Source organism: Streptomyces sp. NPDC049627 (assembly GCF_044465645.1).
In the GTDB taxonomy this organism is placed as follows: domain Bacteria; phylum Actinomycetota; class Actinomycetes; order Streptomycetales; family Streptomycetaceae; genus Streptomyces.
This window is the reverse complement of the sequence record NZ_JBITLW010000005.1, coordinates 159,279-172,745: the sequence shown is the minus strand read 5'-3', so window position 1 is coordinate 172,745 and position 13,467 is coordinate 159,279. Positions and strand designations below refer to the sequence as shown.

At 71.2% G+C, this 13,467-nt stretch carries 13 protein-coding genes; all 13 read right to left on the bottom strand.

What is annotated here, in order from left to right; translation table 11 throughout:
• Window position 1 precedes the first annotated feature (1 nt).
• Window positions 2-949 carry an aromatase/cyclase gene (locus ACIBU0_RS15220; RefSeq protein ID WP_398817341.1) on the bottom strand — a complete coding sequence of 316 codons (948 nt, stop codon included), beginning with the start codon at window positions 947-949 and terminating at the stop codon, window positions 2-4.
• The gene (locus tag ACIBU0_RS15215) at window positions 946-1,206 is read right to left on the bottom strand and encodes an acyl carrier protein (RefSeq protein ID WP_398817338.1); all 261 of its coding nucleotides are present in this window, start codon (window positions 1,204-1,206) and stop codon (window positions 946-948) included. Before ACIBU0_RS15215 ends, ACIBU0_RS15220 begins: the two co-directional genes overlap by 4 nt.
• A gap of 97 nt (window positions 1,207-1,303) precedes the next feature.
• Window positions 1,304-2,572, bottom strand: coding sequence for a ketosynthase chain-length factor (locus tag ACIBU0_RS15210; protein ID WP_398817335.1), 1,269 nt, complete (start codon window positions 2,570-2,572; stop codon window positions 1,304-1,306).
• Window positions 2,569-3,834: a beta-ketoacyl-[acyl-carrier-protein] synthase family protein gene (locus ACIBU0_RS15205; protein WP_398817333.1), complete on the bottom strand. Its 1,266-nt coding sequence runs from the start codon at window positions 3,832-3,834 to the stop codon at window positions 2,569-2,571. The genes ACIBU0_RS15210 and ACIBU0_RS15205 overlap by 4 nt, the downstream gene beginning before the upstream one ends.
• Before the next feature lie 274 nt (window positions 3,835-4,108).
• Window positions 4,109-4,867, bottom strand: a complete 759-nt coding sequence (locus ACIBU0_RS15200) for a hypothetical protein (protein ID WP_398817331.1) — start codon at window positions 4,865-4,867, stop codon at window positions 4,109-4,111.
• 24 nt (window positions 4,868-4,891) lie between these two features.
• Window positions 4,892-5,380 (bottom strand): hypothetical protein, encoded by a 489-nt coding sequence (locus ACIBU0_RS15195; RefSeq protein WP_398817328.1) that lies wholly within the window; start codon window positions 5,378-5,380, stop codon window positions 4,892-4,894.
• Complete coding sequence (locus tag ACIBU0_RS15190) at window positions 5,377-6,687, bottom strand: MCE family protein (protein ID WP_398817326.1); 1,311 nt, start codon at window positions 6,685-6,687, stop codon at window positions 5,377-5,379. The genes ACIBU0_RS15195 and ACIBU0_RS15190 overlap by 4 nt, the downstream gene beginning before the upstream one ends.
• A complete protein-coding gene (locus ACIBU0_RS15185) occupies window positions 6,684-8,003 on the bottom strand; it encodes an MCE family protein (protein ID WP_398817323.1) in 1,320 nt (439 codons plus the stop codon). Before ACIBU0_RS15185 ends, ACIBU0_RS15190 begins: the two co-directional genes overlap by 4 nt.
• Window positions 8,000-9,133 carry an MCE family protein gene (locus tag ACIBU0_RS15180; protein WP_398818283.1) on the bottom strand — a complete coding sequence of 378 codons (1,134 nt, stop codon included), beginning with the start codon at window positions 9,131-9,133 and terminating at the stop codon, window positions 8,000-8,002. The genes ACIBU0_RS15185 and ACIBU0_RS15180 overlap by 4 nt, the downstream gene beginning before the upstream one ends.
• A 17-nt stretch (window positions 9,134-9,150) precedes the next feature.
• Window positions 9,151-10,137 carry an MCE family protein gene (locus ACIBU0_RS15175; RefSeq protein ID WP_398818280.1) on the bottom strand — a complete coding sequence of 329 codons (987 nt, stop codon included), beginning with the start codon at window positions 10,135-10,137 and terminating at the stop codon, window positions 9,151-9,153.
• Window positions 10,138-10,316: 179 nt separating this feature from the next.
• Window positions 10,317-11,375 (bottom strand): MCE family protein, encoded by a 1,059-nt coding sequence (locus tag ACIBU0_RS15170; RefSeq protein WP_398817320.1) that lies wholly within the window; start codon window positions 11,373-11,375, stop codon window positions 10,317-10,319.
• Window positions 11,372-12,640 carry an MCE family protein gene (locus ACIBU0_RS15165; protein ID WP_398817317.1) on the bottom strand — a complete coding sequence of 423 codons (1,269 nt, stop codon included), beginning with the start codon at window positions 12,638-12,640 and terminating at the stop codon, window positions 11,372-11,374. The genes ACIBU0_RS15170 and ACIBU0_RS15165 overlap by 4 nt, the downstream gene beginning before the upstream one ends.
• Before the next feature lie 8 nt (window positions 12,641-12,648).
• Window positions 12,649-13,467, bottom strand: a complete 819-nt coding sequence (locus ACIBU0_RS15160) for an MlaE family ABC transporter permease (protein ID WP_398817314.1) — start codon at window positions 13,465-13,467, stop codon at window positions 12,649-12,651.

Here is a 13,467-nt window from a genome sequence, read left to right as displayed (position 1 = left end):
GCTACCGGACCGGAGCCTCCTGCCCGGCGGCGTACGAGAGCGTGGTGCGGCTGTTGCGGCCCAGCAGTTCCCGCACATGCTGCCGCGCGTCGGCAGTCGTGCGGTCCGCCCCCAGGACCCGGGACACCGCCTCCGGGTTCAGGGCCACCGTGTGACTCGCGGTGGCGAACGGGCCCTTCGGTCCCTCGCCGAACGTCCACAGCCCGCTGTGCCCCAGCAGCAGCTCCGGGGTGACGACCTGCTTGTACGCGATCCACTCCGGCCGCCGGCACACCCGTACCGAATGGGTCGTGTGGGTCGAGCCGTCCGCCGTCGCCGTCTCCATCCGCAGGTCCTGCACGCCCGGCGCGGTCTCGGTGAGCGTGACTCCGGCGACGTGCGGGAGCCGTCGCGGCCACAGGTCGGCTCGTGCGACGAAGTCGTAGGCCGCCTCGGCCGGGCCGGTCAGCGCGAGGGTGTCGGTGAAGGAGAACACGATCTCCCGCGGCGGGTGCCCGCTCTCCGCGATCCGGGCCAGGGCGGCGAGTTCCGCCGCGCTGTTGCGGTCCAGCGCCTCGTGCACCCAGGTCACGGCGGCCGGTTCGTCGTCGACGACCGTGAAGTGGTGCTTCAGCACCACCTCGGTCCGGCCGCCGCTCAGCTCGGTGAAGTTCCACTCGCCGCCCATCGAGGCGACCGGGGGACTGCTCACCTCCTGCTCGAAGCCGACCGTGAGCCGTGCCGGGTCGAGGGCGCGGCGCGACACCCAGTCGCTCACCCGGCCGTTCACCGTCGCCCAGAGCCGGATCCGCTCGCTGTCCCGGCCGCCTTCGAGCCGTCGGGCGTGCACGGTGGGGCCGAAGACGGCCGGCCACAGGGTCACGTCCGCCACCAGGTCGTACAGCGGCGCGGGCGGCGCGTGCACCACCCGGGTGTGCTCGACGCGCCGCAGACCAGGTCCGCCCGTCACGGGGCGTCCGCCGGAACGGCCCGGTTGACCAGGTCGAGCAGATCCCGTGGCGTCTTCGCGTCGGCGATCACATCGTCGGCGAGGGCGACCCCGTAGTCCAGCTCGATCCGGGCGGCGGTCTCCATCAGGGCGAGCGAGTCGTACCCCAGGTCACCGAACGAGGTGTCGAGGATGTCGCCGCTCAGGTCCATGCCGTCGTCCTCGCCCGCGCAGGCGACGAGGATACGCCGGAGGTCGTCGATGTGGATGTGTGCCATGGAATGGTCTCCTGCCAGCAGTTGACGGGTCGAAGGGGGAAAGTGCCGAGGGCCGTGGGAGGGCCCGAGCCGGCACTCGGTATCCGGGCGGGGGAGGTCAGTACGACGGATCGGTCACGACCATCGCCGAGTTGAAGCCCCAGCGCCCGCGGGCGAGCACCAGTGCGGCCCGCACGGGCAGCGCGCGGGGCTCCCCGAGGACGAGGTCGATGCCGTAGTCGGCCGGCACCGACGTGGTGTGCGCGGTCGCCGGGACCACGCCGTCGCGGACGGCGAGCAAAGCGGCGACCAGGTCGGCCGGCCCGCCACCCGCGTACATCCGGCCGGTGAGGGACTTCGGCGCGGTCACCGGGACGGCGCCCGGCCCGAACAGTTGCCTGATCGCCTCCGCCTCGGACCGGTCCAGTTCCGGCACTCCGGCCGCGTCGGCGAAGACGACGTCGATGTCGTCCGCCGCCAACCCGGCGTCCTGCAGCGCCAGTTCGGCCGCACGGCGCAGCCCCGGCGGGCGGCCCGAGCCGGGCCGCGGGTCGAAGGTGGACGCGTACCCGGCGAGCGTGCCGTAGATCCGCTCCGCACCGCGCCGGCGGGCCGAGTCCGCGTCCTCGACGACGAGGATCGCGCCCCCCTCGGCGGGCACGTGTCCGGACGCGGCGGTGTCGAAGGGCAGGTACGCGTGATCGGGATCGGTCGCCGTGGTGATCCGGCCGCCGGCCGACTGCGCCACCCAGCCCCACGGGTCGAACGCGGAGTCCACTCCGCCGCTCAGCACCAGAGGCGTGCCGCGGCGAACGGTCCGGCGGGCATGGCCCACGGCGTCCAGGCCGCCCGCCTGCTCCGCGACGAGAGCCGCACTCGGGCCCCGCATGCCGTGCCGAATGGAGATCTGGCCGGTGTTGACGGCGTAGAACCAGGCGAACGACTCATAGACGCTGACATGCTGGGGGCCCTTGCTCCAGAGCTTGTTGAACTCTCGATGGGTGAACTCGAAGCCGCCCTGCGAGGTGGAGGTCACCACGCCCATGTCGTAGTCGGGCAGTGTGTCCGCGCCCACGCCGGCGTCGGTCAGCGCCCAGGCCGCGGCGGCCAGCGCGTAACGGGTCGAGACGTCGGTCTGCGGCAGCAGTCGGCTGGGCAGGTGCTCGGCGGCCTCGAAGTCCCTGATCTGCCCGGCGAGCCGGGCGTGGTAGCGGCGGACGTCGAACCGGGTCAGCTCCCCGATGCCGCTGCGGCCGGTGAGCACGGACTTCCAGTACTCCTCGGTGCCCAGACCGCCCGGCGCCACCACCGACACGCCGGTGACGACCACACGAGAGGCGGCGCGCCCAGGGGCCTCGGCCGTCGGCAGACTCGTACGGCGGCTCATGCGGCGACCTCGGGCCGGTGCAGCACCATCGCGCTCTGGAACCCGCCGAACCCGCTGCCGACCGACAGAACGGTGTCCACCCGCTTGTCACGGGCGGTCAGTGGTACGTAGTCCAGGTCGCACTCGGGATCGGCGGTGTGCAGATTGGCCGTGGGCGGTACGACGTTGGTCTCGATGGCCAGCGCGCAGGCCGCGATCTCGATGGACCCGATGGCGCCGAGCGAGTGCCCGACCATCGACTTGATGGAGCTGACGGGCACGTCGTAGGCGTGCGCGCCGAGGCTTCGCTTGAGCGCGGCGGTCTCGTGGCGGTCGTTCTGCTTGGTGCCGGAACCGTGCGCGTTGACGTAATCGACGGCGGTGCGGTCGAGCCGGGCCTCGTCGAGCGCCGCCCGGATCGCCTCGGCCATCTCCCGGCCGTCCTTCTTCAGGCCGGTCATGTGGTAGGCGTTGCAGCGGGTGGCGAACCCGCCGATCTCGGCGTAGACGTGCGCGCCGCGCGCCCGGGCCGCCTCGTACTCCTCCAGGACGAACATCGCGGCACCCTCCGCCAGGACGAAGCCGTTGCGTGAGGCGTCGAACGGGCGGGAGGCGTGCTCCGGGTCGTCGTTGCGGGGCGTCGTCGCCTTGATGGCGTCGAAGCAAGCGACGACGATCGGCGAGACGGGAGTGTCGGACGCGCCCGCGAGGACGACGTCGACGGTTCCCTCGCGGATCAGCTGGACGCCGTGCCCGACCGCGTCCAGGCCGGAGGTGCAGCCGTCGGACACCATCGTCACCGGGCCCTCGGCGCCCACGCTCCAGGCCACCTCCGCCGGCATCACCCCCGGGCTGAGGTAGTCGGCCATGTGCGGGGAGAGGAAGGCGTCGTCCACCAGCCACTCCCGGCCGCTGTCCGACAGCACCAGGTACTCCCGCTCCAGGCTGGTGGCGGACGCGACCGCGCTGCCCAGGCTCACGCCGATGCGGCACGGGTCCAGGGCCGCGGGTTCCAGGCCGCTGTCGGCGACCGCGTCCCGGGTGCAGGCGACGGCGAACTGGGTCGCGCGGTCCATCCTGCGCACCTCGCGCGGACTGAGCCCCTCCGCCTCGGCGTCGAAGTCCACCTCGCCCGCGATCCGGGACCTGAAGGGCGCCGGGTCGAAACGGGAGATCCTCCGGGTGGCCGTCCGTCCATCGCTCAACAGCGACCAGAACGCCTTCGTTCCCAGGCCGCCCGGGGCGCGCACCCCGATGCCGGTGATCACAACGCGCCGAGTCATATCGCCTCCGTACGTACAACGCATCACGGTCCGTTGCTCGGGCCATGAGCAGGCTGCGGCCGGTGCCTCGAGCCTGGCTCGAAAGCGGATCGGGGGCGGAGACGGCACGGTGCCCCAGCGGCCCGCTCGGTTCCTTGCGGACTCGCCCACCGCTCACGTCGAGGCGCCCTGTGCGCGCTGTGGAGACATGTCGATGCGGTACTGCGGCGGCGTCAGCGCCACCCGCGTGGACGAGGGCGGCGCAAGCGGACCGGTAGCGGACCGTGCATGGGCGTCACAGCGCGTCCACAGCGCTCACCTTCCAGCCCTCGTCCGTGCGGGTCATCGTCATCCGCACCCGGTTCAGATCCACCCGCGAGCCCGAAACCTGCGTGCTCTCGGTGACCTGATTGACGAAGAGCAGGACCACGACCTTGTCAGAGGAGGCAGAGACGACCGAGGCTGCCGGGGTTCCGCCGGAGGCCGGTGCGGCGATCGTCGCCTTCACGACGCCGTGGTACTTCGTGGCCGTCGGGCCCACCACCGTCTTCGTCGTCTTGCCGTACTCGTCGCGGAAGTCGCCGGTCAGGTGGGCGCGGGCCCTCGCGAAGTCGCGGTCCAGGTGGCGGTAGTCGTACGACAGGACGACCGGTGCCGCCTTCTGGGCTGCCGCGACCGCCTCGGTGCGGGCGGTTTCCGTGCGGCGGGCGTCCCAGGACTTCCAAGCCAGTGCGAAAGCTGCGGCCAGGGACGCAACCAGCAGGACGGCGAGCAGCACTGTGAGCAGCCGCCCGCGGCCGGGTGTCGGCCGTTCCTCCGGGGCGTCGTCCTCGTCGAAGGTCTCCGGGGACGGCTCGGGCGGGTCCTGCCAACCGTCCTTCGGGGCGTCGATCAGCACGGTGCGGGCTCCCGACGAGCCTTCGGCGCCGGGCGCCTCGTCCGTGGCCGGTGTCGAGTTCGCGTCGCGGTGGCCGCGTTCCGCTCGCTTGGCTGCCGCGCGGGCGGCTGCCGTCATCGTGCGGCGGGTGGTGGTGCCGGTGGTCGTCTTCGGCATGGTCGTACTCCTCAATCCTGCTTGTCAGCCGACGAACTCGACGTCCGACGTCAGCCAACGGCCGTCCCGGTGCACCAGGTCCAGCTGGAGGCGGTATGTCCGCGCCTCCCCTTGGGGCACCGCCGTGTTCGTCACCTTGCTGTCGGCCACGACCAGCACCCGCGCCGAGTCGTCGTCGGCGCGGACGATGCCCGCCTCCAGGACCTGGCCCTCCGACACCGACTTGTTCTGGGCCACGAGGTCCGTCAACTGGTTCGTCTGCGCCGCGAACTGCTTCTTGAAGTCGCCGGTCGCGCCCGACAGGACGTTCGCGCTGTCGCGGTCGTAGTGCCGGTAGTCGAGGGAGGTGAAGTTCAGGGCCGACTGGCGGGCCGCGGCCAGGATGTCCTGGCGGCGGTGCTCCGCCTCGCGTTGGCCGTACAGGCCGAGGGCCGGCCAGACCGTCAGCGCCGTGGTCAGGACGGTCGCCGCGATGAGCGCGGTTGTCGTCAGTCTCGGTCGCTTCAGCCTCATGCCATGGGGCCAACGAGCAGCCATTGCCACGACTCCTTTCCGAACACGGCCCGCTGGCCGCCCGTCGAGCCGATCTCGACAGTTCCTCCGTCGGGGCCGGTCGTGGTGCCGGTCTCCGGGTCGTAGGGGGTGACGTACGGCGAGGTGTACGCCGCCTGGTTCGCGCCGCCGCCGTATGAGCGCGACGCACCCGGGGCGTTCTGCGCGCCCCGCACCGACGACCCGCTCCCGCGCGGCAGCGTGCAGCGGGCACCGGTGTTCGCCTCGCGCGTGCTCGTGTCCGCCGGGTCGCGGCGCGCCGTGCCGTAGCCCTGCTTGCAGGCCGGCGGGTCGTCGGCGTTCACCACCAGGCCGAAGTGGGTCGTGCCGTCGCCGGGGATCACCGTGTAGCTGCCCGCCACCATCACCGGGAAGGTGACCAGCGTCTGTTCCACGCCGGGCAGCCGGGCCAGGGTGACCTGGCCGCCGCTGATCAGGTTCGCCAGCAGGACCGACAGCTCCGGGCCCGTCGACTTCAGCAGCGAGTTCACCTCCTGCGCCGCCGGCCGGGCATTGCCGATCAGCTTGCGCAGGTCGCCGTCGCTCTCCTTCAACTGGGCCGAGAGCAGGGCCAGATCATGCGCGAATGATGTGATCGACGAGCCCTGGTCCGCCTGTGTCTTCAGGACCTTCCTCGAGTCCTCGATCAGCGCGATCGTCTCCGGGAGGGCCTCGGACGCCGAGTCGACCAGGTCGTTTCCCGAGTCCACCAGGCGGCTGAGGTTCGGGCCGGTTCCGGCGAAGGCCTCGCCCAGCTCGTCGATCGTCACCCGGAGGTCCTTCTTGCCGACCGAGTTCACCAGGCGGTCCAGGCTCAGAACCATGTCCGTCGTCGGCAGCGGTACACGGGTGTTCCGGCGGGGGATGTCGCTGCCGTCCAGCAGGTACGGGCCGTGGGACGTGCGCGGCTGCAGGTCGACGTATTGCTCACCGATTGCCGAGCGGTTCGCCACCACCGCCAGCGTGTCCGCGGGGATGCGGGGCGCCCCGTCCTCGATGTCCAGGGCGATCGACACCCCGCCCTTGCCGGTCACTCCGCCCTTGCCCGTCAGGTGCAGCGCGCCGACCTTGCCCACCGGCACGCCGCGGTACGTCACCTCCGCGCCGGGGAAGACGCCCCCGGAGTCGGCGAAGTCGGCGCGGACCGTGTAGCCGCGGTCCAGGACGCCGTTCACCAGGCCCGTGTACTCGGCGCCCACGTACGACACGCCTACCGCGGTGATCGTGGCGAAGGCCAGCAGTTGGACCTTGACCGTACGGGTGATCACGGCTGGACCCCCTTCAGCATCAGCTCGGCGAGTTCGAGGTTGATCCCTTCCGGCCAGTCGGCCCGAGACATGTAGGCGGCCGTGCACACCGGCGGGCAGAGCAGGTCACCGCCGCCCCCGGAGGGGGAGGACGGCACACCCGGCGTGCTGCTCGGCAGCGCCGTGGGTGTCGGCACGCCCGGCACGTCGGGGAGATCCGGTACGTCCGGGAGGTCGGGGGTTCCGGGGAGCTCGGGCCCCGGCGTGTCCCCGTCGCCGCCGCCCCCGTCCCCCTCACCCGGCTTCTTCGTCAGGTTGCCGTAGACGCCTGCCAGATCGAGGTCCGCAGTGATGTGCAGGTTGACGTATTCGCCCTTGATCGCGTCCACCGCGTTGCGCGGGAACGGGTAAGTCGTCAGCAGTTCGAGGGAGTTGGGCAGGTCGTCGCCCGCCTTGTTGAGCTGCTGCAGGATCGGGCGGAGCTGCTTCAGGTTGGCGACCGTGTCGTCGTGCGAGGCGTTGACCACCTTGGTGCCCGTCCGGCCCAGGTTCGACAGGGCCGTCAGCATCCTCGTCAGATCGCGCCGCTGGTCGGCGAGGACCTTGAGGGCCGGGGGCATCTCCTCCACCGCCTCGGCGATGGTCTCCTTCTCCTTGCCGAGGCGCTTGGCCAGGCGGTCCACCGCCTTCAGTGCCCGGACGATGTCCTGCTTCTGCTTGTCCAGGCCGCCCAGGAACACGTTCAGCTCCGTCAGCAGCGACTTGACCCTGTTCTCCCGGCCCTCCAGCGCCTTGTTCAGTTCCACCGTGATCGTCTTCAGCTGGGCCACCCCGCCGCCGTTGAGCAGGGCGGACAGGGCCGACAGCACCTCTTCGACCTCCGGGTTGCGGCCGCTGCGGGACAGGGGGATCACGTCTCCCTCGCCGAGTCGGCCCACCGGGGCCGTGCCCGCCGGCTTCGACAGCGCCACGTACTTCTCGCCGAGCATGCTGGTCTGCCGGAGTTCGGCGATCGCGTTCGCCGGCAGCTTCACCGAGTCGGCGACACGCAGGTGCACGCGCGCGTGCCAGCCGTCCAGCTCGACCTTCTCGACCGCGCCCACCGTCACGTTGTTGACCTTCACCGCCGACTGCGGCACCAGGTCCAGTACGTCACGGAACTCGACGGTGACGTGGTACGCGTTGCCGTCCGAGGCGGCGCCGCCGGGTAGTTGGACGTCGTACCAGCCGTTGAACTCGCAGCCGGTGAGGAGGAGGGAGCCGACGGCCGCCCACGCCGCCACCCCGTACTTGCCCAGCGCGCCCCTCCGCAGCACGCCCTCGCGCTCGACGCTCATGCCCTCGCCCCCAGGATTCCGCCGAGCGTGCGGTCGACCGTGCCCGTGACCGCCGTGCCGCCCTGCGGCAGCTCCGGCAGGGAGTCGAACAGCTTCCTCAGCTCGGCGCAGTCGGGGTTCTTGCCGCCCTCGTCGCCCGTCGTCTTCAGTACGGAGCACAGCAGCGATGCCGGGTCCTGTGCCTGATCGGCGTTGTTGCGGGTGTCGAGGGTGCCGGCCGCCGGGTTGTAGGCGTTGTTCAGGTTCGACATGCCGGTGGGGGCCACCTCCAACAGCTCCTCCAGCGCCGCCCGTTGGGTGACGAGGACCTTGGTCACCTTGCTGAGACCCTCCACGTTCGACGTCAGCGACTTCTTGTTCTTCTTCACGAAGGCCGACACGTCACCGAGGGCCGTGCCGAGGTTCTTCAGTGCCGCCGCCAAGTCCTTGCGCTCGCCCGCGAGTTGCTCGGCGACCTGCGCGAGACTGCTGTTGAACGACCGCACGCTCTTGTCGTCGGCGGCCAGCGCCGCCGTGAAGACCTGGAGGTTGCGGATCGTGCCGAACAGGTCCGTGCGGCCGTCGGACAGGGTGGAGACCGCCGCCGAGAGGTCCTCGACCGTCTGGTGCAGGTTCTTGCCCTGGCCGTCCAGGTTGTCCGCGCTCACCCCGAGCAGCCGGGACAGGGCCCCGTCCTTGTTGGCGCCGTCCGGGCCGAGCGCCTCGGCCGTGGTGTGGAGGCTGTCGAAGATACGGTCCAGTTCGACCGGTACGGCCGTGCGCGACTCGGGGATCTCGTCCCCGGTCCGCAGCACCGGACCGCTGCCCCGGTACACCGGCAGCAGCTGCACATAACGGTCGCTGACCACCGAGGAGTTGATGATGGCCGCCTGCGCGTCCGCCGGGACCTTGCGGCCCGCGTCGTACTCCAGCTCCACCCGCACCCGGCCGCCCTCCGGCGTGATCTCCTTGACCTCGCCGATCCGGACACCGAGGACACGGACGTCCGAGCCCGGGTAGATGCCGACCGTGCGCGGGAAGTACGCCGTGACGCGGACCGGCTCGGGGCGCGGCCACAGCACGTAGGTGAGCCCGGCGACCAGGACCAGCACGGTCAGCAGGGCCGCGCGCTTCCTCCAGCGGGCGCCCACCGCGCCCCAACGGCCGCTCACCGCGCCCCTCCCGTCCGCGTCTGCGGCACCACCGGAGCCGCGACCAGGTTCTGGACGTAGGAGTCGAACCAGCGGCCGTTGCCGAGGGTGTTGGTGAAGAGCCGGACGTAGGGAGCGAGGAGCTTGATGCTCCTGTCCAAGCCGGCCTGGTTCCGTTCGAGCATGTCCACCACGCGGTTGAGGCCCTTGAGTGCCGGGCCGATCTCCTTGTCGTTGTCCTGGACCAGGCCGGAGAGCTGGATGCCGAGCGCGGCGGAGCTCTTCAGCAGTCTGTGGATCGCCTCGCGCCGCTTGCCGATCTCCTTGAACAGCTTGTCGCCGTCCTTGACCAGGGTGGTGAAGTCCGACGACCGGTCCGCCAGGACGCCCGTGACGCCGTTCGCGTGGTCGAGCAGATCGCGCAGCGCCCTGTCGCGGGTGGCGACGGTCCGGGAGATCTGCGACAGGCCCTTGATCGACGCCCGTACCTCCGACGGGGAGTCCTCGAAGGTGGCGGAGATCGTGTTCAGGGCCTCCGCCACGCGGTCGGTGTCGACCTCCTCCGTCGTGGTGGTGAGGTCGCTGAAGGCCTGTACGACGTCGTACGCGGGGACGGTCCGCCGGATCGGTATCTCGCTGCCGGGCGCCAACTGGCCGCGGCCCTTCGGGTGCAGCGCCAGGTACTTCGCGCCCAGGATCGTCTTGACCCGGATCGACGCCCCGGTCTCGGTGCCGAAGGCCGGCTCGCCCTTCAGCTTGAAGGTGACCTTGACGTGGTCGCCGTCCAGGTCGACCTCCTCCACCTTCCCGACCTTGACCCCGGCGATCCGCACCTCGTCGCCCGGCTTGAGACCGCCCGCCTCCGCGAAGGCAGCGCTGTACGTCTCGCCGTCGCCGATGACCGGCAGCCGGTCGGCGTTGAAGGCGGCCACCGTCAGCAGCGCGAGGACGGTGAGGCCGACCGCGCCGATGACGACGGGGTTGCGGTCGCGGAAGGGGGACAGGTGCGGGCGGCGGATGCGGGGGAGGCGTATGCGGGGCGGCGCGACGCGCACCTTGACCAGCGGTTGCCGGCGGGGTTTGCGGCGCGGCAGCAGGCGGACGCGCGGCAACGGCAGCTTCGGCAGCTTCGGCGGTTCCACCCGCACCCTGAACATCGGCTCCGGGCGGTGCCTCGTACGGCTCATGCCCCGCACCTCGCCCTCGCCACGTGCAGGTCGGGGGTGAGCACCTGCTTCGACGTCGACTCCGTCTTCGGCAGGACGATCCGACCGTCGAAGTCACACAGGTAGAAGTTGAACCACGAGCCGTAGGACGCCGTCCCGGTCAGCTCGTTGAGCTTGTTCGGCAGCCGCTTCAGCACGCCCTCCACCGTCTTCTCGTTGTCGTTCAGCGTTCCGGTGAGCTCGGTCAGCTCGGCGATGTCGTCCTTCAGCGGCGGGCGCGCGTCCTTCAGCAGGCCCGAGGTGGCCTCCGTGAGGTCGCCGATGCCCATCAGCGACTTCCCGATGGGCCCCCGGTCGGCGGACAGGCCCGAGACGACCCGGCGCAGCTGCTTGAGCAGGCCGGAGAAGCGGGCGCCGCGCTTGTCCAGCGTGCCCAGCACAGTGTTGAGGTTGTCGATGACCGAGCCGATCAGCTTGTCGCGGCCGGCCAGCGTCGAGGTGAGCGACGCCGTGTGCACGAGGAGGCTGTTGACCGTGCCGCCCTCGCCCTGGAGCGTGCGGATGATCTCCGTGGCGAGCTGGTTGACGTCCTTCGGGCTGAGTGCGGCGAACAGCGGCTTGAAGCCGTTCAGCAGGGCGTTGAGGTCCAGCGCCGGCTGCGTGCGGGACAGCGGGATCGTCGCGCCGGGGCGCAGCCGGGTGCTGTCGCCCGCCCCTTCCGTCAGGGCGACGTAGCGCTGGCCGACCAGGTTGCGGTACCGGATGACCGCGCCCGTGCCGGTGAGCAGCGGCCGGTCCCGGCTGACCGTGAAGGTGACCTCGGCCAGGGTCCGGTCCTTGATCCGGATGCCTTCGACCTCGCCGACCCGCACCCCGGCCACCCGGATGTCGTCGCCCTTCTCCAGTCCCGTGACGTCGCTGAAGACGGCGCGGTAGGTGTCCTTCGGGCTGAAGGAGATGTTCACGATGGTCGCCGCGAGCAGGGCCGTCGCCAGGATCGTCACCAGCGCGAAGAGGCTGAACTTGATGAGCGGGGCGGCCGTCTGCCGGGCGCCCGTCGCCTTCGTACGGCTCATGCCACACTCACCGCCGTCCCGCGCGCCAGCGGCCCGAACAGCAGCGTCGTGACCGGGGGCACCTCGTCGGCGGGCACGCCCAGGACCGGGGCGACCAGCGAGCCGACTGCCCGCTGCTCGGCCCGGGTGGCGGAGACGCCGAGCGGGCCGCCCGCGGAGGAACCCGAGGACTTCGAACCGTCGTTGAGGTGGGCTCCGGGCGCCGGTACCGGCGGACCCGGAAGATCACGGCAGTCGGGGCCCGACCGCTCGCCGTAGCGCGGCTCCTCGCCCGGCTCGTACGCCCCCTGCGGCCGTACGACCTCCAGCGTGATGTGCATCTTGCCGCCCCGGAACGCCCCCTCCGAGGCCTTCTCCTGCCGGACCAGACCGGCCAGCAGACACGGGTACTCGGGGGAGTAGCGGGCGAACAGCTCCAGGGTCGGGCGGGAGACCTGGCCGAGGGTGATCAGCCGGCCGCCGTTCGCGTCGAGGAACTCCTTTGCCGTGCCCGCCGCGGTCGCCGTCGTCTTCAGCGCCGTCGCCAGCCGGTCCTTCTGCTCGACGAGGGTGCGGCTGGTGGTGACGGTGTTGCGCAGGATGTCCATCAGGTCCGGTGCCGCGTCGCCGTAGATCTCGGCGACCTCGGCGAAGCGGGCGATGTCCTCGGTGAGGGACGGCAGGTGGGGGTTGAGGCGGTGCAGGTAGGACTCCAGGCGTGTGAGGTTGTCGCCGATGCGGTCGCCGCGGCCGTCGAGGGCGGTGGCGAACGCGGAGAGCGTGGCGTTGAGCTTGCCGGGCTGGACCGTGCGCAGCAGGGGCATCAGGTCGTTCATCAGCTGCTGCACCTCGATGCCGACGCGGGTGCGGTCCTGGGTGATGACGTCACCGGCGCGGATCGGGCGGGCCGCCGCTGACCCGGCGCCGGCGGGCGGGACCAGGTCGACGTACTTCTCGCCGAACAGCGTCTTGGGCAGCAGCCGCGCGTGCACGTCCGACGGGATGTACGCGACGTGCTCCGGTTTGAGCGCGATGTCGAGGCGCGCCTTCGTCCCGTCGGCGTGCACCTCGCGCACCTCGCCGACCAGCAGCCCGCGCAGCTTGACGTCGGCCCGCGGATCGAGCTGGTTGCCGAGGCTGTCGGCCTCCAGCGTGATCCGCACGGCCGGTGTGAAGGCCTGCTGGTAGACGGCGACCGACAGCCCCAGCAGCAGGGCGAGCACGGCGAGGAACACCACGCCGTACAACCGCAGTCTCAGCACCTTCGGCACCCTCGGCACCCTCATCGGGCGGCTCACCCCGCTATCCGTACGGTTGTGTTGGCGCCCCAGATCGCCAACGACAGGAAGAAGTCCAGGACGTTGATCGCCACGATCGAGGTCCGCACCGCACGGCCCACCGCGACGCCGACGCCGGCCGGGCCGCCGCTCGCGTAGTAGCCGTAGAAGCAGTGCACCAGGATGATCAGGACGGCGAAGACGAGCACCTTGCCGAAGGACCACAGCACGTCCACCGGGGGCAGGTACTGCTGGAAGTAGTGGTCGTAGGTGCCCGCCGACTGGCCGTAGTAGCCGGTGGTGATGGTGCGGGCGGCGAGGTACGAGGACAGCAGGCCGATCACGTACAGCGGGATCACGGCCACGAACCCGGCGATCATCCGCGTCGTCACCAGGAACGGCAGCGACGGCACGCCCATGACCTCCAGCGCGTCGGTCTCCTCGCTGATCCGCATCGCGCCGAGCTGGGCCGTGAAGCCGGCGCCGACGGTCGCGGAGAGCGCGAGGCCGGCCACCAGCGGGGCGATCTCGCGGGTGTTGAAGTACGCCGACAGGAACGCCACGAAGTTGGAGGTGCCGAGCTGGTTGAGGGCCGCGTAGCCCTGGAGGCCGACCTCGGTGCCGGTGAAGAAGGACAGGAAGGCGATGATGCCGACCGTGCCGCCGACGACGGCCAGGGCGCCCCGGCCGAAGCTCACCTCGGCGAGCAGCCGCAGGATCTCCTTCTTGTAGCGGTGCAGGGTGCGGCCGGTCCAGGCCAGCGAGCGGCCGTAGAAGGAGAGTTGGACGCCGAGCGCTTCGAGGGAGCGCAGGGGGCGCTGAAGGAGTCGTCTCAT

Bases quoted from the DNA above. Each gene is read 5' to 3' on its own strand.
- ACIBU0_RS15170 (WP_398817320.1), bottom strand. From the start codon at position 11,375: ATGAGCCGTACGAAGGCGACGGGCGCCCGGCAGACGGCCGCCCCGCTC.
- ACIBU0_RS15195 (WP_398817328.1), bottom strand. From the start codon at position 5,380: ATGAGGCTGAAGCGACCGAGACTGACGACAACCGCGCTCATCGCGGCG.
- ACIBU0_RS15215 (WP_398817338.1), bottom strand. From the start codon at position 1,206: ATGGCACACATCCACATCGACGACCTCCGGCGTATCCTCGTCGCCTGC.
- ACIBU0_RS15160 (WP_398817314.1), bottom strand. From the start codon at position 13,467: ATGAGACGACTCCTTCAGCGCCCCCTGCGCTCCCTCGAAGCGCTCGGC.
- ACIBU0_RS15165 (WP_398817317.1), bottom strand. From the start codon at position 12,640: ATGAGGGTGCCGAGGGTGCCGAAGGTGCTGAGACTGCGGTTGTACGGC.
- ACIBU0_RS15185 (WP_398817323.1), bottom strand. From the start codon at position 8,003: ATGAGCGTCGAGCGCGAGGGCGTGCTGCGGAGGGGCGCGCTGGGCAAG.
- ACIBU0_RS15200 (WP_398817331.1), bottom strand. From the start codon at position 4,867: ATGCCGAAGACGACCACCGGCACCACCACCCGCCGCACGATGACGGCA.
- ACIBU0_RS15205 (WP_398817333.1), bottom strand. From the start codon at position 3,834: ATGACTCGGCGCGTTGTGATCACCGGCATCGGGGTGCGCGCCCCGGGC.
- ACIBU0_RS15210 (WP_398817335.1), bottom strand. From the start codon at position 2,572: ATGAGCCGCCGTACGAGTCTGCCGACGGCCGAGGCCCCTGGGCGCGCC.